This window comes from Alteromonas sp. a30, assembly GCF_026788005.1.
Taxonomy (GTDB): Bacteria; Pseudomonadota; Gammaproteobacteria; order Enterobacterales; family Alteromonadaceae; genus Paraneptunicella.
Map to the genome: position 1 here is coordinate 1 of NZ_JABEPE010000012.1, position 25848 is coordinate 25848.

20 protein-coding genes are annotated in these 25848 nt (G+C 41.6%); 8 read left to right on the forward strand and 12 right to left on the reverse strand.

Annotated features, from left to right (window positions below):
• The first annotated feature begins 220 nt into the window (after positions 1 to 220).
• Entirely contained in the window at positions 221 to 400 is a 180-nt protein-coding gene (locus tag HJG39_RS12460) for a hypothetical protein (RefSeq protein WP_268409565.1), read from the forward strand.
• Positions 401 to 627: 227 nt separating this feature from the next.
• On the opposite strand, the gene HJG39_RS12465 is transcribed toward HJG39_RS12460, so the two are convergent.
• Positions 628 to 1473, reverse strand: coding sequence for a helix-turn-helix transcriptional regulator (locus tag HJG39_RS12465; RefSeq protein WP_268409566.1), 846 nt, complete (start codon positions 1471 to 1473; stop codon positions 628 to 630).
• A gap of 105 nt (positions 1474 to 1578) precedes the next feature.
• Here HJG39_RS12465 and HJG39_RS12470 point away from each other — a divergent pair, with 105 nt between their 5' ends.
• The 6 genes from HJG39_RS12470 to HJG39_RS12495 all read left to right on the forward strand — a co-directional run bounded on the left by HJG39_RS12470 (position 1579) and on the right by HJG39_RS12495 (position 11228).
• Positions 1579 to 3075 carry a Wadjet anti-phage system protein JetA family protein gene (locus HJG39_RS12470; RefSeq protein ID WP_268409567.1) on the forward strand — a complete coding sequence of 499 codons (1497 nt, stop codon included), beginning with the start codon at positions 1579 to 1581 and terminating at the stop codon, positions 3073 to 3075.
• Positions 3065 to 3724: a DUF4194 domain-containing protein gene (locus tag HJG39_RS12475; protein WP_268409568.1), complete on the forward strand. Its 660-nt coding sequence runs from the start codon at positions 3065 to 3067 to the stop codon at positions 3722 to 3724. The genes HJG39_RS12470 and HJG39_RS12475 overlap by 11 nt, the downstream gene beginning before the upstream one ends.
• The gene (locus HJG39_RS12480; protein WP_268409569.1) at positions 3708 to 7130 is read left to right on the forward strand and encodes an SbcC/MukB-like Walker B domain-containing protein; all 3423 of its coding nucleotides are present in this window, start codon (positions 3708 to 3710) and stop codon (positions 7128 to 7130) included. Before HJG39_RS12475 ends, HJG39_RS12480 begins: the two co-directional genes overlap by 17 nt.
• The gene (locus HJG39_RS12485; RefSeq protein WP_268409570.1) at positions 7123 to 8397 is read left to right on the forward strand and encodes a Wadjet anti-phage system protein JetD domain-containing protein; all 1275 of its coding nucleotides are present in this window, start codon (positions 7123 to 7125) and stop codon (positions 8395 to 8397) included. The genes HJG39_RS12480 and HJG39_RS12485 overlap by 8 nt, the downstream gene beginning before the upstream one ends.
• Positions 8398 to 8713: 316 nt before the next feature.
• On the forward strand, positions 8714 to 9796 hold the full coding sequence (locus HJG39_RS12490; RefSeq protein WP_268409571.1) for a hypothetical protein: 1083 nt from the start codon (positions 8714 to 8716) through the stop codon (positions 9794 to 9796).
• Positions 9783 to 11228 carry a hypothetical protein gene (locus HJG39_RS12495; RefSeq protein WP_268409572.1) on the forward strand — a complete coding sequence of 482 codons (1446 nt, stop codon included), beginning with the start codon at positions 9783 to 9785 and terminating at the stop codon, positions 11226 to 11228. Before HJG39_RS12490 ends, HJG39_RS12495 begins: the two co-directional genes overlap by 14 nt.
• A 212-nt stretch (positions 11229 to 11440) precedes the next feature.
• Here HJG39_RS12495 and HJG39_RS12500 read toward each other — a convergent pair whose 3' ends face one another.
• From HJG39_RS12500 to HJG39_RS12525, 6 genes are all read right to left on the reverse strand, one after another.
• Positions 11441 to 12541: a hypothetical protein gene (locus HJG39_RS12500; protein WP_268409573.1), complete on the reverse strand. Its 1101-nt coding sequence runs from the start codon at positions 12539 to 12541 to the stop codon at positions 11441 to 11443.
• 64 nt (positions 12542 to 12605) lie between these two features.
• Complete coding sequence (locus tag HJG39_RS12505; protein WP_268409574.1) at positions 12606 to 14024, reverse strand: TnsD family Tn7-like transposition protein; 1419 nt, start codon at positions 14022 to 14024, stop codon at positions 12606 to 12608.
• An 18-nt stretch (positions 14025 to 14042) separates the two neighbouring features.
• The gene (locus HJG39_RS12510) at positions 14043 to 15488 is read right to left on the reverse strand and encodes an ATP-binding protein (RefSeq protein ID WP_268409575.1); all 1446 of its coding nucleotides are present in this window, start codon (positions 15486 to 15488) and stop codon (positions 14043 to 14045) included.
• Complete coding sequence (locus HJG39_RS12515; protein ID WP_268409576.1) at positions 15485 to 17635, reverse strand: transposase; 2151 nt, start codon at positions 17633 to 17635, stop codon at positions 15485 to 15487. Before HJG39_RS12515 ends, HJG39_RS12510 begins: the two co-directional genes overlap by 4 nt.
• The gene (locus HJG39_RS12520) at positions 17625 to 18449 is read right to left on the reverse strand and encodes a TnsA endonuclease N-terminal domain-containing protein (protein ID WP_268409577.1); all 825 of its coding nucleotides are present in this window, start codon (positions 18447 to 18449) and stop codon (positions 17625 to 17627) included. The genes HJG39_RS12515 and HJG39_RS12520 overlap by 11 nt, the downstream gene beginning before the upstream one ends.
• A gap of 126 nt (positions 18450 to 18575) precedes the next feature.
• On the reverse strand, positions 18576 to 19754 hold the full coding sequence (locus HJG39_RS12525) for an NAD(P)/FAD-dependent oxidoreductase (protein ID WP_268409578.1): 1179 nt from the start codon (positions 19752 to 19754) through the stop codon (positions 18576 to 18578).
• 630 nt (positions 19755 to 20384) lie between these two features.
• Between HJG39_RS12525 and HJG39_RS12530 the strand changes: the two genes are divergently transcribed.
• Positions 20385 to 20780, forward strand: a complete 396-nt coding sequence (locus tag HJG39_RS12530) for a DUF3718 domain-containing protein (protein ID WP_268409579.1) — start codon at positions 20385 to 20387, stop codon at positions 20778 to 20780.
• A gap of 46 nt (positions 20781 to 20826) precedes the next feature.
• Here the strand turns inward: HJG39_RS12530 and HJG39_RS12535 are convergent, their stop codons facing one another.
• The 5 genes from HJG39_RS12535 to HJG39_RS12555 all read right to left on the reverse strand — a co-directional run bounded on the left by HJG39_RS12535 (position 20827) and on the right by HJG39_RS12555 (position 25848).
• Entirely contained in the window at positions 20827 to 21600 is a 774-nt protein-coding gene (locus HJG39_RS12535) for a class I SAM-dependent methyltransferase (protein ID WP_268409580.1), read from the reverse strand.
• Positions 21601 to 21605: 5 nt separating this feature from the next.
• A complete protein-coding gene (recG, locus tag HJG39_RS12540) occupies positions 21606 to 23690 on the reverse strand; it encodes an ATP-dependent DNA helicase RecG (RefSeq protein ID WP_268409581.1) in 2085 nt (694 codons plus the stop codon).
• Positions 23691 to 23872: 182 nt separating this feature from the next.
• Positions 23873 to 24514, reverse strand: coding sequence for a peroxiredoxin-like family protein (locus HJG39_RS12545; protein WP_268409582.1), 642 nt, complete (start codon positions 24512 to 24514; stop codon positions 23873 to 23875).
• Between the two features lie 164 nt (positions 24515 to 24678).
• On the reverse strand, positions 24679 to 25425 hold the full coding sequence (gene trmH / locus HJG39_RS12550; protein WP_268409583.1) for a tRNA (guanosine(18)-2'-O)-methyltransferase TrmH: 747 nt from the start codon (positions 25423 to 25425) through the stop codon (positions 24679 to 24681).
• A gap of 39 nt (positions 25426 to 25464) precedes the next feature.
• Positions 25465 to 25848 (reverse strand): RidA family protein, encoded by a 384-nt coding sequence (locus HJG39_RS12555; RefSeq protein WP_268409584.1) that lies wholly within the window; start codon positions 25846 to 25848, stop codon positions 25465 to 25467.

Sequence of the window (25848 nt, forward strand, 5' to 3'; positions counted from 1 at the left end):
CTGAAACCTACAAAGTGGCCTGAAATGGGGCTTCATTACTGATGTTTTGTCTATGGAATGAATTGATCAACAGAGCCCTACCAATAGGAAGGATATAGATAGAATATTGGAGGTATTCATAGAGCACGGGATTGATATATTTTCCAATTATGATAACAGCAGTAATAGATTTCATAGTTCCTTAAATTACTTCACCTCTTCGGTCATTAATTGCAAACATATGCTTTTGTCAGCAGTTATTGATGCTTTAGAAAAGTTAGAAGATAAGGAAAAGCTAAAGATTAAGCTCAATGAAGAAATTAAAAATAGAGTCTGTGCTATCAATAATCCAAATGATAATAAATCAAAGGAATCCAAAGAAAAAACAATGAGGCTATTAGAAAAACACCTACGGATCTAAATAGTGGCATTAAATAAAATCACACTGCTACAATAAACGGTACAGTTTCTTGTAGCCGCTGACTCGATTAATGGCACATTTCTAAATTAGAATATTGCAAGGTGTCCACTTCCCCATTTGTGCCTCAGGTGACGTTCGTAGTCGTCGATACTTTTAAAGCGTCTGGCCATCGCACTCTCATTAACTATTTATTTTACCTTGGCTATGAATAGAAAGCCTAAGCAAAACTATTCTTGTAGCTTGCGTTCAACTCGCTTCAAAAACACCTGATATTCTGGAGGGGTTTGCGTATCAGCATCCGTAGACACCTCTAGTTCGCGAAGCACATAATTTACTAGAGCATCTCTTACAGTCACGACGCGACTGGTGGCCCCTTCAAATAACTCATCCCTTATTAATTCACTTTGCTCTTTTAAAAGAGTGGGATGAGCGACCAAATGCAACTTGACGTAATTGTTCCACGATTCGTCTGCAGGCAACAATTGTTCAGTATCTGTGGGAAACAACGATTCCATTCGCGCCAAATTAAAGTCTCGATATTCGCCATTGCGCTCATCATAGGCTCTAACGTGCCATCGCCTTCCAGCAAAAACAAGCGCTTTGGGGTGAATAATGCGTTCAGCCCCAGATGGAGTGCTCATTGATCTGTAAAGCAGTTTGACCGCTTTTTTGTGAACGATGGCACTGTGGATAGTTCGAAATTTTTCTGGTGCGATATTTGTCAAATCATACTGCACACTTTCAGTCTCAACATGAGCACCACTACTGCCCGCTACTTTAAAATACCGTGCGATTGAGAGTTTGGCCACTTGAGCTTTAAATCGCGACGTCACTGTGTATTTTCCCCTACCTTCTCCCGATAATATTTCGATGTTTTTGGGAAACAACTCTCGATAGCCGGCAATAAGTCTCGAGGCGTGAACATTACTGACAGAGAAATGCTCACGCACACGTTGATTCGTGATCAGCCCCTCATAAGCCAGGACGAGCTCGATGAATTCGTACTGTTGTCGTTTACGGTTGTCTTCTACCAAAGGAGAAGCGACTCTATTATTTTTGTTCACGGCTTTCATTGACCAATTAACTAACCTTGATATAAACTTAACATAAATGTTAAATTAACTTTAATGTTAAGATAATTCATCTTCTAGCCAATGTAAACACAGACGCAAATTGAAATGCATAAAGAAGAAAGCAAAACAGTAGGGTTATTTGACCGTATACCAATTCACTTGTTCAGGCCACTGAGTGCCCATGAGCATGCGGTACGTAATTGGGAACTGATAAATCATCTATATGCAGAGTTCTTTGCGCCTGAAGCGGATCCTCCGGAGCTCGATGGGTGGGCATTTAGACAGGTCACCTCATCAATAGAGCGTTTCTTACAAAACTGGGATGATAAACATGGGATTGCTCCAGATGAGACGCATACACCGCTGAATGTGAGGGCCAACGAAGTGCTCAAAGCTCTGTTGGATAGCGAATGGTTATCACGAGAACGTGCTGGCTTTGACCATTACATTATCATGCGTCCAACGGTCCAAAGTCTATTTGAGCTACTCAAAAATTTCGCGGAACAAGGCCCTGAATTTGTTGGTGGTCGCGTTCAATCAATTAAGAATAACTTAAAGCAAGTACATGCCGATCCAGAAAAAAATGCCTCGGTATTTCAGCTTGTCGCCAAAGAGTGTTCCAACTTGTTGCAGATGCTTAATACGACGCGCATGCGCGTTCGTGAAGCGAACGAAAAAATGCGGGAAATTGATACAACTGAGTTGTTTGTGACCGAATTTTTTGGTCAATACATTTCCAGCCTCTACATTGGTGACTACCTCGATTTATTCTCTCAAAATCACCCGTTAACCGCGAGATGGGAAATTATAAATTTAGCCTCTGAGCTCATTGACAATGAAAAGACCAAAGTTGTACTGCTTGCATGGTATCGCAAAAATCTTCGATGCAAGAACGATATTGAGGCAAATGAGAGGTTGACCGCAGACGTCGAGCGAGTTGAAGCACTTCGCTCCGTTGATAGACTGTTAAAGCGGTTAAAGGACACAGTTACAAGAGCGAATAATCAGGCCATAAATTACATGGAATACAAGGTGCGCTCTACCGGTAACTTTGAGCAGAAAATTGATGATGCCATTGATGCCATCATTAGAACAGCAGATTCATTGGGGCATGATGATTTCTTACTTCCTATCGGCCTAAATCAAGGCAGATTGTTATCTGAGCAGGTTCTAAGGCCACCCAAGCAAAAACCTAAGAAACGCAAAGGTGCCATCATCCAAAGACGTCAACTATCTCCTGAGGCACAAGCAAGGCGACTCATTCGACAGATAATGAAGGGAAATCGAGACGTATCACAATCTAAGATAGTGGAGTACATCGATAGGCACTTGCCTCAGGGAGGTCACACTACCACTGCTGACATGTCCATCGATAGTATCAATGATTTGTGCGTGATGGCGGCGTTTAGCCGGTTAGGCATGTTGGCAGAGCGACAACAATATTCTTCTAGCAAGCATAATGCGAACCTTGGGGTATTAAAAAATCTCTTTAAGCACGTTTTGATTGAACTTACCGGGGAACGTTTTGAAAATGACTTCATAGAAGCCCCGGTAGTCAAAATCACACGATTGACACAAAAGGAAAATAGTTATGTCGAGTAGATGGACAAAACTCGCAGAAAGCCAAGAAATCTATGCCGTTCAAGATTTTCAAAAAGCCGCTATGCGATTACTCAATGAGCAAGTGCTATATCAAGGGAATAGCAATCAGCGCAAAGACTTTGACCTTATTGCTCAATATGAAGCTGACTTTACCCAGGCCTTGGATATGTTTGGGTGCCGATTAGAAATCAATAGAAATGAGCAGTATGTGGCTGCCATACCTACCATTCCTGAAACGTCGAAGATCACCTTGAAAGAAACACTGCTGGTCCTAGTGTTGCGTAAACTCTATGACCAGCATATGGAACGCGGCACATTGCATCAGGGCATCGCAGGCGTCTCCCTCATCGAACTCGAGACGGCCTATAAAACCTCAACAAACAGAGAGCTTCCAATGAAGCCCCAGTCTGAGCTCCTAGGTCTTTTTGATGTTATGAAACGCTGGGGCGTTGCCAAGGCAATCAAACAGCTGAATGGCGACGAAACCGATTGGTACATACAAGTACTGCCTGGGATCCAAAGCATCATGAACGAAAATGCCATCGCGTCTTTGAAGGCACATGCTGAAATGCAGTATGAACCAGGTGAGCTGCGAATTACTGGATCAATGCAAAGAGACACTGGGGAAGGGAATGATGAAACAGCTTAGTCAACTTACGCTGGTGCAGTTTTACCTTCACGAAGCCGAAGATATTATTATTGATGGTAGTACGGCCTTTTTGGGTCCCAATGGATGCGGAAAGTCCACGACGCTGGATGCGATTCAGACCATTATGGTAGGCGGGAACCAGAATTACTCAAGCTACAACGCCCAACTTATCTCTGGCAAGAATAAGCGAAAACTGTCCGGTTACTGTTTGGGGCTATTACGTAATCCAGAAGACGGAAGTCATGCAATAAAACAAGCGAGAGACGAAGCTCGCACTTATCTGATCGCCGTTTTTAGTGACGGTACCGAGCAAGGAACTCTGTCCGCAGGCCTTTGCGTAGAGGCGGATAACGATTCTGATAAGCATGAGCTAAAGGGCCTTTTTATCCTGCCGGGTCAACGCGTTAGCGCAAAAGATTGCCTAGTAATTGATGGAGATAATGAACGACCCATCGAATACGCTGAGTTTAAAGAAAACCATACTCAAATTGCTAAGGAGATAGGACGAACCCCCACATTTACTGATTCTTCGAATGAATATGTTAAAGAGTTGTTGTATGCCCTTTATGGCGCTCGCATGCCTGAGCCAAAAAAGTTCATGGCAACCTTTGTTAAAGCGATGACCTTAAAAGATGTAGATTCTATCGATATGTTTGTTCGCAACTTTGTGGTTGAGTCCAATCCTGTTGATATTGCTGATTTTCAGAAGCAAGTCGAGCAGTTTATCAATTTAAAAGCACTCATCAGTCAAACCAAAGAACGTATTGGGAAACTAGACGGTATACTCAAAGACTATAAAACTGCGGTAAAATCTGAGGGAAAGATCGCTACATACGAAGCCATCGGCACCATCTTCGCACTTGAAGCTCAGTTAGAAAAGCTTGATGACGTCGAAGAGGAAATTGAACGGCTTAACGAAACGCTAAATGAAGCAGAAAGACAGTTCAAATCGTTCGATGAACAATATAGTGAAAAATCTGATGAAGTGAATCAGTTAAAAATAGCTCTTGAATCAGATGGTAATGAGCAATTAAAACTTCGTCTTGAAGAAAGCATTTCGGCAAATAAAAGGATTATTGCCGCCAATCAATATCCAGAAGTATCAAGAGCTAATCGCCACATTAATGCACTGCGCGAGATTGAAAACCTTCCGCATTTCGGCATTCTACAAAACGAAATAAAATCAATCATCAATGCGCTCAATACTGGCAGAAATCAATCTGCTCCTAGTGAAGCGGTAAAAAAAGCTTTCACTCAATTGACACCTAAGCTGAATGCCGTTGAAAAAGCCATAAGCGCGCAATTTTCTTTACTAACACAAGAAGAAGCGAAGTTAGAACGAGAGAAAACTGATCTGGCCAATAGGATCACAGCCGCGAAGCAAACAGGTCGTCTATTAGGAGAAGGGTCTGCGACGTTGTTGGCATTGCTCAATGCCAATGGGATTGATGCGTCCCCACTGTCAGCGCTATGCGCCTTAAAAGACGAGACATGGGCACCAGCGATCGAATCTTACTTAGGGGACGTTCGCGACGCACTTGTAGTTACCGATGGAAGCACTGTTGATGCAGTGCGCCTTTTACGTCAAGCCAGACGAGACAATGAAAATGTCAGAGGTGCATCGATAGTTCAGCCAGAGCACCTCCGCGATATTGATACACGTTATCGTGGACGTGAGTATGCGGTCGATTTGTTTGAGTGTGAAAACGATACAGCGAAAAAGCTATTATGGCTGAGGCTCAACACGATACGGTTGGTTGAAACCGAAGAGGAACTTGCGGCGCACCCAAGAGCCATCACTAAAGATGGCATGCTCAGTCAGGGTGGACTAACCAAATCCATCAATATCAAGCCAGTCACTGACCTTCGTATTGGTCGTTCAGCGCTGGATACCAGCTATCTTGCCGCTCGCAAAACAGAGGCTGAGAAAGAGCTAGAAACTACACGTAGGAGTCTGACGCTCATCAATAAGGTCAAAATGGCATTGGCTGATAAAGGTAACGAGCAGGATCGCACTGTCAGTGAGGATATTGAGAAAGCTAAAAAAGACATCGTTGCCGCTGAGATTCAGCTAAAGGGGATCAATATCTCTCACCTGGATACAATAAGAGAAAAAGCAGCAGTCGCAGCGAGCGAAGCCAAAGTGCTTCAGACTAAACGAGACCATGCTTTGACACTGAAATCTGGTTTGACAGAGCAAATCACTCATAAAGAGAACAACAAGGTTGACCTTGAAAAGGTCATTCCCGATTTAAAAGAGCGAGAGAAAGCAACCCTCAACAATCCGCTGGTCATGCATGACATAATGGATGTTTACAAAGACGAAATCGAAACGAGATACCCCCAACACAGTGAAAGAGTCGACGCACTTGACGAGTTCATTACTCGTCATAAAAACAAGCTTATCAAGGCAACTGATAATGCTAACAATGCGTTGACAGCTTATGTAGACAGTCTTCAGTTCAACAATGTGGATTGGCATGAAAGACACGCGTGGACTATTGATGAGCGTGAACGCCTGTTCGGTACGAGACTACACAAGTACGAAAAAGAAGCGGAACAAGCACGAAAAGCCAGTGAAGAAACACTGCGTACTGATATTGCGATGTCGCTCTATGACAGATTCAAAGAAATGGAACTTGATCGAAAAGCGTTAAATAGAATACTTGAGTCCTGTCCAGCATTCACTGGTGACGAGCGATATAGGTTTACGGCAAGTGTTGTGAAACGTTATGACGCGCTAGTCAAGCATATAGAAGAGATAGCAACATCTGAAGAGGGGTTCTCGTTATTGTCGCCCGATGCAGCGGAGCTAGACAGCACGTTAAAAGAATTGATTGAGGAAGCCGCAGAGTCCGGTAGTACCAATACCGTTTTAGATTATCGTAACTTTTACACCTTTGATCTCGATATCCTGGTAAGAGGAAAGCGTGTAGATCGCATGTCCAACAGACAAGGTTCGGGTTCCAATGGAGAGCACATTGCGCCGATGTATGTCGCAGCAGGTGCAGCACTTGCCAAAGCTTATCGTTTACAAAACCACAAAGATAAAGCGCCTTCGAGCGGCATTATTTGTCTTGATGAAGCCTTCCATGGCATGGACACCACGAATGCGATTGCAACTGCCAAATTTCTACAGAGTATTGGACTGCAATTAATTATGGCGGGTCCTGAAACAGAACGAAATAAACTCTCACCCATGACTCAAACTATCTATGACTTAGATAGAGAAGAGTTGCATCTCGACATGATCCGCACCAAGTTTAAAGCCAAAGCTAATCAATTGATGACATCTGATTTACCTGATGAAAACCCACAGGTCATGAAGGACGCGTTTGCTCAGCTTGGCTTTACAGAGTTGTCTGAAAGCGTTGATATCGCTTCAGCAGGTATGACTAGTGAGTGAGTCTGCAGAAATGACTGAGAAAGGATACGAAGCTTGCGACAACACGATAAAAAAAATGATAAAGCGGGTAGCAAACCGCTTATTTAAAACAGGTGATTTAGAAGCTGTCATGAAGCTGGCTCCCGTTTCTATTCCAGCCACAAAAAATAGCCTGCCGGAGTACTTTAATCTTGAAAAAAGCACTATGCGCGAAGCTTACCATGCCAGATTAAAACGCTTTATTAATGTCGGCTGTGTTGAGGCTGAGTGGGATAGACTCGCTGGCGTAAACGGGCAGCTTATGCGAATTACCCTCACCAACCCAGACGCAGCCGCGACCACATTGGCACTTGTTACACCATGGACTGGCACCATGAAAGCCATTGAGCTACTGGCTCCGTTTATCGACAATCGTATACCTGCCGTTGAGCAAACCATTGAACAGTGGCGCCAGGGTAAAACATTTGCTGGTGCGTCTTATGAAAATGCTCAGAAGGTATCGGATGCCGCTAGTGTAATCAAACACTGTCTTGATACCGACACGTCAAAAAAGGACATATTGCTTCGGCGGCTCAGCATCCAGTTATTTAACGATTCCAAACGAATAGAGGCTTTAGGATCACAAATAAATCGGCTCATGGGCATGGACAACTTAGTAGAAAGTGACAACGTTTTTGCTGAATTGGGATTAGTGAAACACCCGCAGCCCATGCTTATAAGTGGAAGCCCTGACATCTTATTGACTACCACCGGAGGGAAAACCAACTTAATCTTTCCATACTCGGGGCTCAGACCGGACAGGCTTATTAGCATTGATTCATCGCGACAGAAGATAAACTGCATTTTAACGATTGAGAACCTAGCTAGCTTCAATGAAGCGGCAGAACATGAGACCAATCCACATGACTTACTCATTATCTACATCGCGGGCAATCCGACACCTTCGTTGCTCTCTGCCTATGAGAGGATTATCGAATCCGTCAATCCAAAAGTACTCATGCACTGGGGTGATATTGATTTAGGTGGGTTTATGATCGCTCGCAGGTTAGCGATGAGCGCGCGTAATCACGAACATAGGTTGCAACTAGTCTGTATGGACCCATCCAAAGCGCTTCACTCTCATTCGGTGGAAGCAACAGAACGGAAAACACATCTTATAGGTGAAATATGCCATGAGTTTGGTTGGAATGAAGAGGCAGCCGGTCTTACATTGCATCCTTTTTTCCAGGAGCAAGAAATCATCGAATGGACACCAAAATTACTTGAGCTAGAACGAAGGAAATCATGATGAGAGACAAGCTAAATAACAACTGATAATAAAACAAACCCAAAGGAAAGGTATGCAGTGGTCAAATTAACTATGCCACTACATGCATCTACCAAAGCCCCTTTTGATGTATTCATTAGCTCTTAATATAAATAAATCATATGATGTTACAACCATGTTTGATTACATTCACTCTCATGTGAGGTGACCCAAAGTTAAACATTATTTGCCCACTAATTAGGGCAGCCTCTCCATTATTTGGACTAATTGATTTTTCACCCTAGAACTTTTAGCAGAGTTTGTTTAAAGTTCTTTTTTAGGTTAAAAATGAACTCTTATGTCAAATAACTATAATCGTGCGCTTGCAATCACAGAGGCAATGAGAGCAAGTATCACCATTCATAAATTTATTTACCACATCCTCATTACTGAAGAAGAAGAAGTCGATTATCTTTCTGCTGTTGATTTAACTGAAACTCAGAAGGAGTTCTTCACAGAAATGATTGCAGAATCTTCCAGAGGGACGAAATATACTTTTGTTGATGCCGACAATGCTCCACTAAATGAGCAATGCGTCGATTTAGTGGGCAATCTAGATGACGATGATTTGTTTCTAAGAACAAGTGAACGTATTGCGCACAACTTTAAGGCTCAGCATGATAAGAGAATGGCCGATGGTATAGTAATCGTCACAACATTTAGTATGCTGGTAAACCTGCAACCACAAAACTTTGTTGCCATAATTAAGCTTGACTATAAACCAGTCTTACAGCAGATCAGAGATGAAGATGATCCAACAAAAGTTTCATTTGAAGAAATAACGGATAGTCTTCTTGAAGAAAAAGCGGCAATCCAAAAAAGGGCCATCATTGATGTAGGAGATTCCTTTAACTGGGATGTAATTGCTGTCGAACGTGGTAAAACAGGTGCTAAACAAGATACTGACGTAGCAATTGGAGACCATTTCAAGAATTTTTTATGTGTCAGGCTTCTAGAAGACAACACTGTACTGATGAGAAGAGCCATTTCTCACTCAAAGAAATGGGCAACTCAACACGAAGAGCTAATACCATCTGATGTAAAAGCTCGTGTTGTGAGCTATATGGAAGCGCATGATGCGCAATCTATTAATATGGATGACATTAAAGAACTGATTTGTAATCATGATACACCTGAAACTCAATCAAGGTTAGAAGCAAGTTTCGACTCATATATGGACGGGATAGGACTAAATGGGGCTCAATTTACCCCCAGTAGAAATAGCATTCCCAAGAAAGATAAGAAAACTAAACTGAAAACAAATATGAATGTAACTGTTGAGTGGCTCGGTAAAATGGAGGATGTGGGTGTTAAGCAAGAAACAAGAAATAATAGGACCGTTATAACCATAACAGCAGATAATGTAGATGATATCAGTTAGCAATGTCTGTGCAGCTGTAGCTAAACTTCGCAGCTATGCAGAGAAATATAACGAAAATATCAATAACTTGTACATGAATGGTTATTTTGATGATGGACTGAATAAGCAGCTAGAGTTTCTGGCTGAATTAATCACAGAAAATAGCCTATCGCCTTACTTTGTTTTGAATATTGATGATGAAATTGTTGTACCCGAGGATATTAAAAGCACAATTACACATTCATGTGCAGAGTTTGAACTGACTTTTAAGAAAAAAGAGTTCATCCAAGAGCTATGTTCCGGTGCAGGAGATGTAGATGAAGTCCTCTACTGTTGCATTGAATCCTTTAGCGCTGATCTAGGAGGACTTGGTTTATCTTTACCTTTAGAAGAGGGGGCTATTAACAATGCCCAGAATACCAGAATCCATGTATATCAAATGAAAAATTGCTTTGGTGGTCCTAAGTTAGCTGTTGTACCAGCAGATCATAGTGAATCACTGGGAGAAGACTGGTTGTCTGGAAGCAAGTTGCCCCCCCCAGATAAAATTCTAAAGCATGTGCATATCGTTAGCAGCACCCCATTAAAACTAAACCCCCAACAATTTGAATTAACCTGGGGGGATGTAAGTTGTGAGTTGGCGAAACCATTCCGACAGGCCTTTGCAAAACAGCTGTTTTTATCGTTGTGTACAAACTATTACTCTGATGAAAGGGTTGAACTTAAGGGGGTAAAACACATAGAAACATCCTTAAAAGAAGATGGTTTAGACCTGAAAGCCGAACTGCTATCTAGCCTTTCAGAGTGCATTGCTTGGTGTTATGGAAAAGAAGACCCTGACATACCTTTGCAACTAGTTATTGACAGGCTATCTCTCGAATGCAATTCGGGAAATTTAATGGAAGTCACCTACCAAACTGTAAACTTTGCTTTTGAGCAAGCAAAAAGTAATTATAGATTCGTTATAGCTAAACGCAGTGACGACTACCGAAAAGAACTTAAAGAAATTTACAATGACATTCAGTCTGTAACAGACAAATTTGCTGAGAAGGCATTTTCATTAGCTTCCGAACTCCTAAAATCACTACTCACTATAGGATTTATATTTACTGTAGGTACTGTTTCCAAAGCCGTTGTTAATAACGGTTTGCTACATTCCCCTGAAGGGCAGATGCTTTTTAAGCTTGCCGGAGTTTTCTTAGGCGTTAGTTTTTTTATTAGATGGCTTAACGCAAGTGCTGACTTAAAAGTATCAGAAAAAGCCTTAAGGAGCTGGTCAAACAAACTTCATAACCACATACCTACCGAGGAAGTAGATCAGCTGATAAATTCCCAAATTATTTGGTCTAAAGTGTTTTACCTAACTTCTTTAGCAATTACAGGTCTTGTTCAAGTACATATTGCTTACTTTGTCTATAAGTCGGAATTTACTCTTAAGTTATTAGGACTTTAAATTTCTCCTTCTAGACTACCACTCTCACCCAATGCCGTTCACTATAGTCAGCAGGGCGATCACTTTTGGTCTCAAATTGACCTTCCCCCAAATTTACCACCATGACATTGATGAGATTTCCAATAAATGACTGCTCCCCATTGTTAGAACCACTAACTAGATGAGTTCGCGCTGTTCTGCTCCATTGAAATATGATGTTGAAACGCTCTTCGTTATTCTTCAGTACTATACCAACTTGAACTTAACTTACTTTCCCAATACCCCTCACAGAAGCCAGAATTTCTTTCCTCATGATAGTAAGGAATAAAAGGCTCATAATACCCCCCTCTTCGGATAACATTTCTATCTACCCTTTCACAATAATTATCAGGAATCAATTGAAACCTATTTTGTTTAAATCTGAACAATTCAATATGCGGAGAAAGGGCACAATGTTGTTTCGAGTACTTACATTTTGAACAACTTCTTTCTACTGGTGCTACCAGGTCTTCACTACAGGATGTTGAGTCATCTATACCATTGAGAACTTCTATAACTTCAGTAGGTATAGAAGTGATCTTCGAACCAATGACTGTACCTTTAGTAACTAAATAATCCAGTAATACACTAATCTTGCTGTGGGGTACTTGCTTTGGAAAGCCTGAATTAGCGTAAAATAAATTATCATACGCATTTTTCATAACATGAAAATGACTTTCATTACAGATTATGGCCTTTTCAATGTCCCAACTTTTCAATGCATTACGCAGTCTTAGAGTGTATTGTTCGAATAAACATGGGGTGATATGCCCTGTCCTTCGTTCTTCGGTAGAACTATTACCACTAGAGATATAACCTGATGCAGATGCTGGCACCTCACCCAATAAGATAGTTCTAATGCTATCAATCGCCTTTTGCCTTGAACTCTCTGGCAAGAAATACAATGAAGTCCCATGTATTTCGCATTTTTGGTTGATTTGCCATTCGCTCTTAAAATACCCAAAGCCATTAGCTTTGAGGCATTCTTTTATGCAGCTTGGACAAAATGTAATATTCGTCTTTCGTTGATACAAGCTATTGTATCTGTATACATCATCGTGAGAGTGGCCCCCTTTTTTAAAGATATTTAGATATAACTCTAAATAGTAAAAAGGATTGTGGTGATAATTGGTGACGATATAGTGCTTGAAGTTTTCTTTCAGCAGAAGAGCCAACTGCCCTTCAGAAAAAGTTGAGAAGTACGGCAATAACTTTGGACCGAGAACAAAGTCAACTTTCCATAACCCTTTTGGAGAAATTATGTTGTCGAATTCCCTTCTACCATTTAAAGACATAACTCTGTAAATAAAGCTTTGTATTGACTCCCCGCTTGGGAACAAGATATTAATTGCAGACCCTCTAATTTGAATACCTACCCGAGGGATGCAATTTATCAGGCAACGCTTCCTCTAACCAAGCCCTATCATTCAAATACAACCAGAAAAATGCTGAATTACAGTCTCGTTTCACGTCTTTTCTTATGGACTCTGGATGAAGAGCCAAATATCTGAGCAACAATACGCGATTTTTTCGTCTCGCCGACTCAAAACGACACTGCTTCCGTCTTTCAACGAGCCCCGGTCTACTTGAAATTATTTGTTCCACGGCACCAATACCGACGCCACAACGTTTAGCTATTTCACGACGATGAAATCCATAATATGCAAGTGAACATATAGCGTTAATAACCTTTTGAGTGAGCAATTTGGGTTTTAAATTTATTGAAATATCATTCAATAAGGCTATTCGCTTTAAATAGCACCTGCTCTTTCCTGTTTCCCTGCCTATTTGAGCTAATGACTTTCCGGTTTTGAGAAGAGCCAAACATTCCTGCTCAACGGCTTGTTGATTATACTTATTGTCTGGCTCAGTATTCTCGTTTGATAAGATCGGCTTGGGGAGGTAGGCAAAAACTTGTTTAGCACTATTGAACAACCAAGTGCCGAATAACAAATGCCGATAAGGATGATGGCTCCCATCTTCATCTAAAAGTTGTGATAGATACCGAAAATCATCCTGCTTCCTCGGGATTAGAGCCGCATTAGTACTACTGTGCTTTGAGATATACTTATAGAAGTCATGCATCAGAGATTGTCTTCGCACTCTTCCACTTTGAGTCAAATAGCCCTTTTCATTGAGATAGTAGCGATATGCGTCAGTGACCTTGTGTACTGGATTTTCGGCAGTTAACAAGCCCAGTAATTGAGTGGAAAAAGCTGCGACCATGTACTCAACAGGGGGAGAATACTGAATTTTGGTTTCAAGCTGAGGCAGCAATTGTCTGATTATGCGTTGCCGCTGTGTTAATTCCAGAAAAGACAGCACGGTTCCATGATAACCACAAGTTGCAACACCTGGAACTTGATGACTCCGATGCCAATATGAAACTCCGTAATTTGAGAGGTCTTCTTGAACGCATAACGGACATGATTTCAAACCAAGAGATTGACCACTTCCAAATGACGCTAATTGGCTTGCTCTGAAGGCTTTTGCTCCATTATTGGTGAGCATCATTTTTTGTAGATAGTCAGCATGCACTGGTAGGTAAAAACAAAATAATGGCGCTAAGGTTTGTTCTTTCAATAAAACATTTACGTCTTCATTACATAACTCTGCGATACGACTTAACCCTGAGGTCAAAAATGGGTGAATTGACGTTTTCTTTGAACTAAAACTGCTTTCCAATAATGTCGTACTCGATACGCCTGAGATAGTAACGAATCTAATTAGTCTGCTTAGGAGTACTTCATCCGGAAAGGCTTTGGGTAGTTGAAACATATTCCAAAGCCTCTACACCTATAACAAATCTTTCAACGGTTCGTCGCAAAGCAGTCCATGTACTTTAAGAAATTTAAGTGGCTCTTTTTGTTTTGCAGCTTGTTGAATAATGTCTGGATCGGAAATGTGTTCAGCGAGGCTATCATCAACTCTTAATTCATTGAGTAGATCGGCAAATTCAGGATGATGAGGGCGGCTTAAATCACCTGGGATTGTGATAAGCTTTTTATTGTGCTGAGTAATTTCTGGCTTTTCAGTTGCCGACTTAGGACTTTCTGATTCTGCTCTTTTTGCTTTACCTCTCTTCAAGAGAGAAATTTTATTTTCTTTTTTTATTTTTTCGACTGACTTTTTAGATGCCCTTATCGTGATGTTAGCTGCGAGCTCCAACACACTTTCATTAATTCGCTCATCTCCGCTGCCAATTACTTGGCGCTGCGCTTCCTTATAAACCCGCATGGCTAAATCTAAGTTGCCTATCGATAGTTCGTATAATTTATCGCTTAATTGCTTAGTTAAAGGAGTTTCAACATCTGTCCATTGAAGCTCCCACAATTCTTCGACAAACAGTTCCCATTCATCATCATTCTTTAAAAGTTCAACATCCACATAGCCGCTACTTTCAGCTCTTCTGGCTGTCTTAAGGGTTTGTTCCAGCAGTTTATTAAATGGTGGGTTAGCACAGAAAAGCAGAGGAATACCCAAATTGTTAACTAGGTTATGCAAAAAGGCCAGCAGCCGGTCAGCACCGCCCGTTTTTGCCAAGTTGAGATTTTGCATCTCATCAATAACCAATATTCCTAAAAAGCCTGATTTTATTTTTGCCTCTATTTGTTCTAGCAATGCAGGGATGGTCGATGCAGGCTTTTCTGGCTTATGCCCTAGCTTAGCCCCAATTTCCCCTAAAATTTTATGGCAGAGAGCCCTGACGCTAGAATCCTCAGGGCAATCAACCTTTACCCAAACTACTTGTTTGAGTGGCAGAATTTCACCGTGATACTCTGTATGTTCAATTACATCATCATAGCATCCTAAAATTTGCTCAAGCATGCAGGTTTTGCCAACTCCGCTCTCTCCAATTACCGTAATACCGCTACCTTTGGGCTTGAAGAAACCAGTTCTTGGTTCAATCGATGGGCGCTTATCTAGCGGATAATGCAAATAGTTAGCCGTCGTGGGAGAAAATGGATTTTTAGCTGAATACCCTTCCTTAAGTGCAGCTTCTATATAACGATAAACCTCAATATAAACAGGAAGGGGCTGCCTTAAGTAATCTAGTCGGACGAGATATTCCAACCGTTCAAAAGCATCCAATTTTCTTTCTTCATCGCTGTGTGGTGGAAAATATCCAAGCTTATCTAATAACTCTTCATCTCTTGGTTTTGGTGGGAGAGCCTCAATTAGTGGATTCCCTCTATACTCTGGGAGAATTGCTGCTTGGTATTTTGCGAAACGAGACTTCACAAATCCTTCTCCTTCTTGCGTTTGAGTATCGAAATCACTTTGTTCTTTTTGTTTATGGGGCTACTTGCCTGCCCAATGTCCGAGTTTAATGACTCATCTGTAAGATCGACTTCACCTGGAGTTAACCTGCTATCAAGAATCACTTGTCTACGGCGCTCTTTCATATCTTTAGTTCTTTCAGCCTTGTTATTTAATAGTGGTTCGGCCTTCAAAGACTCTCTAGCATTTTCAATGATTTCATTTTTCCGGTTGTGACGTTCTAAAGATGCTTTACCGGGTTTATCATTTTTTAGCTGAAGCTTTTTCCAATCCTCAAAGAAAACAACATCGGCAATATGCTTTTCCTCAAAAATGGAAGAGCGCTTCATTAATTCGCATCGAGTAAAGTTTTCACCGCTTTGCAGTCGAACATAAATAAACGATGAATTATCCTGATCAATTCTAGCCTCTAGTTTCCAGTTGCCAGAGTTACGAGCAATCGTCTTCCAAGTTTCAAATTCAATACGATCACATTGGTAATACATGTCTTTATTTAGCCGTATACCTTTACTTGTCATGGACACGTTAACTGACGGTAAGAGCCGCGCCCGAATATCAGCTTCATTTGCTTTGATCAAAGAATGCTTATGTTTTTGAAGATGAATATTCCAATAATTTAGTGGGGTTGGCTTTAAGTCTGATTCAATGAGCAGTGTCGTTTGAGCTGCTAATGCATCAAAGACTGAGCTGTTGTGCTCAAGCACAGCATCAATAAGCATCTTAGTCACTTCTTTTAAGGTTAATGCCGCTTCTAAGCGAGGATCTTTATCTCCTCGAATATGATGTCGACCTCTGGTCGTTCCCATCAATTGATGTACTAACTTATCATTCAGAATTTTAAAGCGACGCTCAACGGTGCCTTTCCAATCTGCCCTATAAGGTGGTGCAAAACTCAAGTGACCTATTAATGGCACGGCATGTTGTTCAGCATCTTTACAGATAAATTCTCCACGGTCACAAAGCAATCTTTGGGGTATATGGTGGCAGGGCCAATCATCATCCTCTATTTCAATACCAAACCTTTCACAGTATTGCTTTTTTGATGTAAAGCTATTCACTAAAGCCTGTCTGCCTGCTCGCCATGATGCGTACTCCATCGACACATGCAAACCAACGATCATTCGACTCTCTTTATCCACCAAGCAATAAAGAGTTGGTCTTCCCAATACATGATTCCGTTGAAACTCAGAAACAATATGAACATCCAGAACCGTCGCGTCCAGTTCAAAACAACTTCCGGGCACTTCTGTGTGATCGGTTGCGCTACCTATCAATCCTCTACGGTTACGTTCAAAATCCCCCTTATTTGTCTGCTTTCTGATCAGTTCATTTTGCGGTATTAGCTTTTTAGCCCAATAGAGAAAACTTCGGTAGTTTGGAACTTTAGGGTCTCTATGCTCAGTCTCTGACAAAAGCAATTCCGCAGAATAAAACTCCTTCAGCATTTGCTCATATACTGTACTAAAAGTTACTTTCTTACCTTTTAGACCAAACTTTTGCATAGCTTTTTGAATGTTGATTTTGTCTTGCTCACCTGTGTTGACGCCTTGAGAAACAAATAAGCTTGGCGTTGACAGTTGGACAGGTCTTCCTCTTTTGACATTGCCAGCAGGGCGAGCTTTCCCTGCACCACCAGAAAGCTTGTAAGCAGGGAGCAAGGCGTTAGACTCCTGACCATATTTCCAATACAGATTCAGAGCTCTATAGATTTTTTGAACGTAGGTGTTTTGTTTCTTGGCCTGAGCAACGACCAATTTGCTTCTAGTGTTAGTCGTTATATCTAACAAGAAATCTGGCTGCGAAACCAAGTCAGCTATAAGCCGGTAGTTGTTATCCCTTTTAAGAAGCTGAACTTTAGGAATATCCTCATCCTTATAGGATAGGTAGGCGGGAAGCTCATATTTGGATACAGTGATTGATTCTTGTTTCACTAGTTCAAGGAAAGAACTAAGAGATGCACTGAACGGCCTTTCCAGTTTTTTTTCATCACGAATAATGAATAATATGATCCGATCAATTTCTGAGTAAACCGCTAAAACTCGATATAAGCCGTCAACGCAGCCATCTAGAGAACCAACATTCCAAACACTATTTACCTCAACCTGCATGTTGTTTCGCCCTAGCTTGTGAAATATTAATAACTTCAAACACTCCTGATTCTGGCATCGGATTATCTAGGTTTACATCAACAATTTTTTTAGCAAATAGTGTTTTGAGTAAACTAAGAGCCTGTGCTCCGTCGATATCAAATTTCAATGAAAACTCAGAACAAACTTGATCAGTTATCATTGGTCCTACATGCAGTAAATCACAGGCTGCAAAAATTAAAGAATCAGGGAAAACTTCTCCATGTCTCAAAGGCGCTGTGAACCACTGGATATTCTTTGACTTACTTTGGCTTTCTGGCGTGTTCACATAAACACGAAATGGGATATCCAGTAGTTGCCACCAAATTCGCTCGATTTCTAACTTTTCAGCTGTGCGCTTATTGGCTAAATCTTCCTCTTTCGATTTAACCGACACAGCCTCGTACCAAGTACCTTTCTTTTTATCAAAGCATGTTAAAACGAAATCTGTTGTCATTACGTTTAGAGCTTTTGAGTCTGGGATAGTTGGGTGAACTACACCTAAATAACTTGCGATCTTGATAGATAGATCAATAGGGAGGAGAGGAAACTGCTCTCGGATATCAATGACGCTGTCACGATATTCGGCTAAGTAAAAATAAGCGCTTTCACCTTCTGACAAGGTGTGGTGTTCCCTATCAATTTTTATTCCTTGGATTTTCGCACTACTACCTCTAGACGGGACATCTTGAACCCGTAGCCAAGGCTTGTAGCTTTCGCCTTCACCAATACCATATTTGTTCTTAAGCGCTCTTTGGAAATCTTTGAACGTTTTTAAATCTCTGAAGCGGGGCAAGTCACTGGCTCCACAAAATTAATTGCTAAAAGCCAGTATAGACCAATGTACAAACTTTATTATTCCAAATTCGATTTATGTACAAACTATTTATTCAGTGTACAAACTTTATTATGCCAAAATAAATCAACAATTCTGCCCTGCCACCCAACCACTGCTCCAAGCCCACTGGAAGTTATAACCGCCTAACCAACCGGTAACATCGAGCACTTCGCCAACAAAAAACAGATTCGGCACTAATTTACTTTCCATAGTTTTGGATGAAAATTGGTCGGTATCGACACCGCCAAGAGTGACTTCCGCAGTACGATAACCTTCAGTACCGTTGGGTTTGATGCGCCATTGATGTATTTTTTCGGCAATTTGCTCAAGTTGCTTGCCTTGATATTGATTCATAGGCTTATTAACAATATCCAAATAAGGCAACATAGTTTGTACCATACGCTTTGGATAATGATGTGTGAGCACATTAATAAGTTGCGCTTTAGGCGATTTTTTTTGCTCTTGTTGCAGAAAAGTGGCTAAGTCATGACGTGGGTTTAAATCAATTTCGAGTGTCTGCCCGGGTTGCCAATAAGATGATATTTGTAACATGGAAGGGCCGCTTAAGCCTCGGTGGGTAAACAACATACTTTCATTGAAGCTGATTTGATCGCATGTGGCGGTAACAGGCACGGCGACACCGGTTAACTCGGCTAGGACGGCTTTGTCTTGATCGTGCAAAGTAAAGGGGACTAATCCTGCGCGAGTAGGAAGAACATTGTGCCCGAATTGTTCAGCAACTTTATAACCAAACGGTGTCGCTCCGAGTTTTGGCATAGAAAGTCCACCTGTTGCAACAACAAGGCTTTCACACCACATTTCGCCCCTGTTCGTTTTTAAGCTAAAACCGTTATTTTCACGCTCAATACTAAGAATATCGGTTTGTGTTTGAATGCCTACGTTTTGCTTTTGGCATTCATTTAGTAGCAAATTTACGATGTCCTTAGCGCTATCGTCACAAAAAAGCTGACCCAATGTTTTCTCATGATGAGGGATTTCATACTCATTTACTAATGTTATAAAGTCCCATTGTGAATACTGATTTAGTGCAGATTTACAAAAGTGAGGATTACTGGATATAAAATTCTCAGGAGAGCAATACATATTGGTAAAGTTACAACGTCCTCCACCAGACATCAGTATTTTGCGTCCAACCTTTTTCGCGTGATCTAAAACTAATACATGCCGACCTCGCTTGCCCGCTTCTGCTGCACAAAATAGACCTGCCGCCCCTGCTCCAATAATAATAACGTCTGTTTTCACTTAACTAATTGGCCCCTGTTTTGTTTGGTCGCAGTATACCGAACTTTTAATGGCGTCTATCGCTTAATTCACAAGCGTCTAGGTTTTTGAGTTAAAGTTCCTGCGTCATCTGCTTGACAAAATGACGTGTAAATAATTTCCGAATGAAGACAAAAACCTCAATTTACGAAACCATAACGATTGCCGATATAAGAATAATAGCTAAACGAATTCTCTCTATTATCGTGGGCTCTAGAAAAATATAGACCCAACTTGAAATTTTAACGATATTTCACGGTCTTCTATGACCTGCTGACGTATAGCACTGTAAAGAGATACATTTTTTACCTATAATTTCATGAGGTTATTATTTTTCTCTCGTTCAAAATTACAGACTGCTAGAACAATGTAAGAAGTGTTTTTTAACATTTTTTAGAGGAAATCGAGTCAAAAATCGGTATTATGTATTTCACTTTATGCATACGATTTTAAAAGAATCAGGGTAGGTTATTTAAGTAACCTAAAAGCAATATTTTAATTTTGACCGTAATTAATTTTAACGCTTTTAAATGTTGTAAGTTATTTTAAACGCGCGCTTTTAAAAGAAATGATCCGATTTTTAATAGACATTTTGGTTATACAGGTGAAGCAATGAACAAGTCGTTCTTAAAAATTTTTATCGTGCTAGTAACTGGCATTTTTTCATTTTCAAGTTTTGCTGACATAAATGAAGACTTAGCAAATATTTGCACAATCGTTAAGAATGACGATAAGTCTGAGTTACGTAAGAAACTCAATAAAGTGAAAAGAGATTACAGCGTAAGAGTCGGTGATTATTACACGGGTATCTCATGTGGTGGTGAATCCCTCATTCGTTACGCAATGAGCAATGGCTCAAATAAAACGGGTGAATATATTATTAAGAAAATGCGGAAATCAGATTTGGATGAGGCAGAATCTGATGGTAAAACCGTAAAACAATGGGCCGAAGAAAATGGTCACATTGGTAGCCCTATCGGTGCGGCATTGTTAGATCGTCTAAACTAACCAACGTATTGAATATTAAAAATTTTGGGATTGAGCAAGCAACGGCTCATCCCAAATTTGTGAAGTAAATATCGAAACGATGCTTTTTACTATTTACCGTTGTATCAGGTTTCCTTCCAGCTAACACTTCTGCACTCCCCGGCCTTTTAACAACCACTCGCTTTTTTGCCAGTTCAAGCGCCGGTACTAATAACTCATCAGCATCTAAATCACCGCCTAGCAAACTCTGAAATAAACGCATTTCTTTTTTCACTTGCGCCGATTTTTTGCGGTGAGGAAACATGGGGTCTAGATAAACCACATCTGGCGCTTCACCTTCCCAATGCTGCATCAAATCCTGCGATTCGCCATGTATAAGTTGAATGCGTTCCGGCAACCAACTCCCCACTGTGTCACTTAACGTTGCCCGCTCTAAACCATCCGCTAATAATGCCGCTACCACAGATGAACGTTCCATTAAGGTCACTGAACACCCTAAGCTTGCGAGAATGAACGCATCACGCCCTAACCCCCCAGTTGCATCTAACACAGAAAGTTGAGCATCACCTTTTACGCCAACCGCCTTCGCCACAAATTCTTGTTTCCCGCCGCCGTGTTTACGCCGATACGACAACGCATCAGAAGCAAAATCAACAAATACGCCACTCAATTTAGGTTCATCTGCACTTTTTAACGCTAAATGTTCTACAGAAAGCTCTAAAAATAATCCCGATGTGATTTTTTTACTGAGCTCAAAGCCCCATTTTTCTGCCAACTTAATGGCTTTATCTTTTCCTGCGCCAAATGTACAAAGTAGAGGAAGTGACGGTGAATTACTCATAGTGCTTATGCGTTTCCATATTTGTCTTTATAGGGCAACCAACGGTTAATAATTGCGTTAGCGTGAGATGGGTAATCTTGCCATATTTGCACTGCCCACTCTTGAATTTGGGGGATGAGGTAAGCATCTCTGGCTAAGTCGGCAATTTTAAGGTCGGCTAATCCCGTTTGTTTCGTGCCAAGCAATTCGCCGGGGCCTCTAATTTCCAGATCTTGCTGAGCGATGACAAAACCGTCATTGCTATCTCGCAGCACTCCCAAACGTTTTTGTGCGGTTTTTCCAAGCGGAGGTTGATACATCAACACGCAATGACTCGATACACTGCCTCGGCCAACGCGCCCCCGCAGTTGGTGCAACTGGGCTAAACCAAGTCTATCAGCGTTTTCAATAATCATCAGACTGGCATTAGGTACATCCACGCCCACTTCAATCACCGTAGTGGCAACCAATACGTGCAATTCGTTATCTTTAAATTGCTTCATAACACTTTGCTTTTCAGCGGCTTTCATACGCCCATGAACTAAACCGATGTTTAACTCAGGTAATGCCGCTTTCAGCGTTTCCCATGTATCTTCAGCAGCTTCACATTGCAGCACTTCTGATTCTTCAATTAACGTGCACACCCAGTACACTTGTCGTTGTTCGTGAACACAGTTTTGCCGAACACGTTCAACAATTTCATCGCGTCGAGAATCGGGCACTACCACGGTTTTGATAGGCGTTCGCCCCGGTGGCAATTCATCAATAATGGAGGTATCTAAATCGGCGTAGGCCGTCATTGCTAAGGTGCGAGGAATTGGCGTAGCCGTCATAATGAGTTGATGTGGAAAGCGTTCAGGGTACAACTCACTGCCTCCTTTTTCTCGCAATGCCAAACGCTGGTGTACCCCAAAACGATGTTGCTCATCCACAATAATGAGTGCTAAATCATGAAAGGCGACCTGTTTTTGAAACAGTGCGTGCGTGCCAACCACCATTTTGCTTTCACCTGATGCGATATTGTCCAGCGCAGCTTGTTTTGCTTTTCCTGTTATTTTTCCTGCCAACCATTGCACATTGATGCCAAGCGGGGCTAACCATGATGCAAAGTTTTGTGCGTGTTGTTCAGCTAATAACTCGGTAGGCGCCATTAATGCAACTTGATGTCCTGCTTCAATCACCTGCAATGCAGCAAGGGCGGCGACTAAGGTTTTGCCTGAGCCAACATCGCCCTGCACTAAACGCATCATAGGCTGTGGAGTAGCCAAATCGGCCACAATTTCCGATACCACACGGGATTGTGCGCCAGTAGGCGTAAATGGCAATTGCGCCAACAACTGAGGAACCAAGGTTTTAGACTCCTCAACTTGTGCCGCCTGATGCTGGTTAACTTGGTTTCTAACCTTGAGTACACTTAAGTTTTGCGCCAATAATTCTTCAATAATTAGACGCTGTTGTGCGGGATGCTTACCCTCTTCTAACAAGCTTAAAGTAATATCCGGTGGAGGATGGTGTACCGTATTTAGCGCGGTTTCTAACGTAAGTTGTTGGGTAAATAATGCTTCTGGCAGCAACTCCGTTAAGTTGCCCTTGGCTAACCATTCCAATGCTTGGTCAACAATCTTTCGTAGGGTTATTTGCTTAATACCATCGGTGGTAGGATAAATGGGCGTTAAACTATCAGCAACGTCAAGCGCTTCATTTTCTCTAATCACCTTATACTCTGGGTGCGTCATTTCAAGCCCTGTTGGCCCGCGACGAATTTCCCCAAAACAGCGAATTCGGGTTCCCGGCGTGAGCTGTTGTTTTTGTGCCGCAGAAAAGTAGAAAAAGCGTAGCACTAAACGAAATGCTCCGTCGCCGATGGTAACGACCCACATACGTTTCTTCCCAAAACGAATGTCGCTGCGCTCAACATTCCCTTCTACGCTAACATGTTGACCGGGTTGTAGATCTTGAATGGGGTAAACGCGAGTGCGATCTTCATAGCGTAATGGCAAATGAAACAGCGCATCTTGAATAGTGACGATCCCTAAGTTTTTGAGTTTTTCCGCAACTTTATCGCCAACGCCATTAAGTTGGGTGATGAGTTGTTTTCCAAGTGACCGCATGAAGGAATGAAGCTTTCGATTGCTGTGAATTCGCTTTATGTTACTGATTTATACTGAATATAAAACCAGTAAAAACAAAAAAGCCGATTTTAATCCGTAAAAAGCTGGATTTTTTAATAACAAGGAAGAAAGGTGGTGAAGATAAAGCCAGCCTGTAAGCTGAGACTGGCTTATAGAAGAGACTATTTTAGATCAGAAATTAATGCAGCTTGATACAACAACTCTGAATCTAAACGAACGGTGAAGTTCGGGTTGATGTACTGGAAATGAACCTTGCCCGAAGTATCAACAATGTAAACCGATGGAACCGGTAACGCGACTCGAGATGTTCCGTTAATATCCACGAACTCAACGCCTAATTTATTACGATATTTGTCCGCTACTTTGTCATCCAAAAAGAAGCCTATACCAAATGCTTGCGTTGTTTCAAAATCTCTATCGGAGAAGATTCTCACTTTATAGTCTTGGCTTGTTTCCTGAGCGCTCAAACGTTTAGGACTGTCTGGTGACATCGCAATAAGCTGATAGCCTAACGCTGTTACTTTGTCTTCTATGTTTCTCAAATCCGCTAACTGCGCATTACAGTAAGGACACCAACCTCCACGGTAGAAAATAATCACAGAAGGCTTTTCTTTAATCACATCGTGAAGCTTTACTGCGTTACCTTGTGGTGTGTAAATAGTGGTATTAGGGATATTCTGCCCATTTAGAATTGGGCGAACGTCATCTGCACTCTTTGCAATTTCACGAGAAGGTTCACTGGCATTAGCAATACTCAAAACGCTTGCCATCATTACTATGCAAAAAGCAATTAACTTTTTCATCATTACTCCATTTATCAACAGCTATAAAATAAAACCATGCTACGTGACCTGTTTTGAAAACAGTAACTTTCACCCAAAACGGATTAATGCGGGCGATGCTGCAATGTATTCTGAAGGGTAAATATTTGCAACTAAAAGGAAGGTTAAAATGGGATAATTTGTCACTAATTATCGATGGTGAATGCTTCGGAGTCTTCGTCTGCATCCCTCAAGGTACTTAATGCTGCTGGTGTCAGTTGCATTTGTTGCCACCAAGATGCATCCGCAACCACTTCCCCTTCGTTGCCGATTTGTGGATAAGGCAAACCTTTCTTCAAACAATGACGCCACAAAGCGTGATGCCCTCGTTCAAACAACAGCGCTTGAATCGTGGCTTCGTCTAAACCCCGCCGAGGATTTTCATACAATCCCGCCAAAAGTCGCTGTCGTTGCGCTTCATATAGAATCGCCGCAGCAGCAACCGAAACATTTAACGATTGCACCATGCCTAACATGGGAATAGTAATGCGTTTGTCTGAGGCTTGAATCGCGTCATTAGACGCACCCTGTTTTTCATTTCCAAGAATAATAGCAGTGGGTTGCGTGTAATCAATGTCTCGATAATCAACTGCATCATCAGAAAGATGCGTCACCAAAACCTGCATATCTTGGTGCTTAAAGGCGTTAATTGCATTGGGAGTTGAATCGTGAGATTTGGCTTTCACCCAAAGGTGGCTGCCTTTGGCTGTGCCTCTGCGAATCTGAGCTTTTGTATCCCAAAGGACATGAAGTTGATGTATTCCAACGGCATCACAGGTTCGCATAATTGCCGCAACATTGTGCGGCTTATGAACATCTTCCAAGCAAACGGTTAAATCTGTTTGTCTGCGACTCAATACGCTTCGGATTTTGTGATAACGCTCTGGGGACACAGCAACTTCTTTTATCGGGAAAAACGGAATGTGATTGAATTAAGGCAGTTCGATCACGCCATCAATTTCAATCTGGGCGCCCTTAGGTAAACCCGCCACTTCAATTGCCGCTCGAGCAGGATAAGGTTCATCAAAGTGCTGGCTCATGATCTCATTTACCGTGGCAAACTGACTCAGGTCTGTCAGGAAAATATTGACTTTTACCATATCGTTGATGCTGCCACCTGCCGCTTCACAAACCGCCTTTAAGTTTGAAAAAACTTGCTGAGCCTGCTCTGCAAAATCGTCGGAAACCATTTCCATCGTTTCTGGAACAAGGGGGATTTGCCCAGATAAATAAACCGTTGAACCAACCTTAACAGCTTGGCTATATGTACCGATTGCGGCGGGGGCTTTATGTGTTTGAATAATACTTCTGCTCAT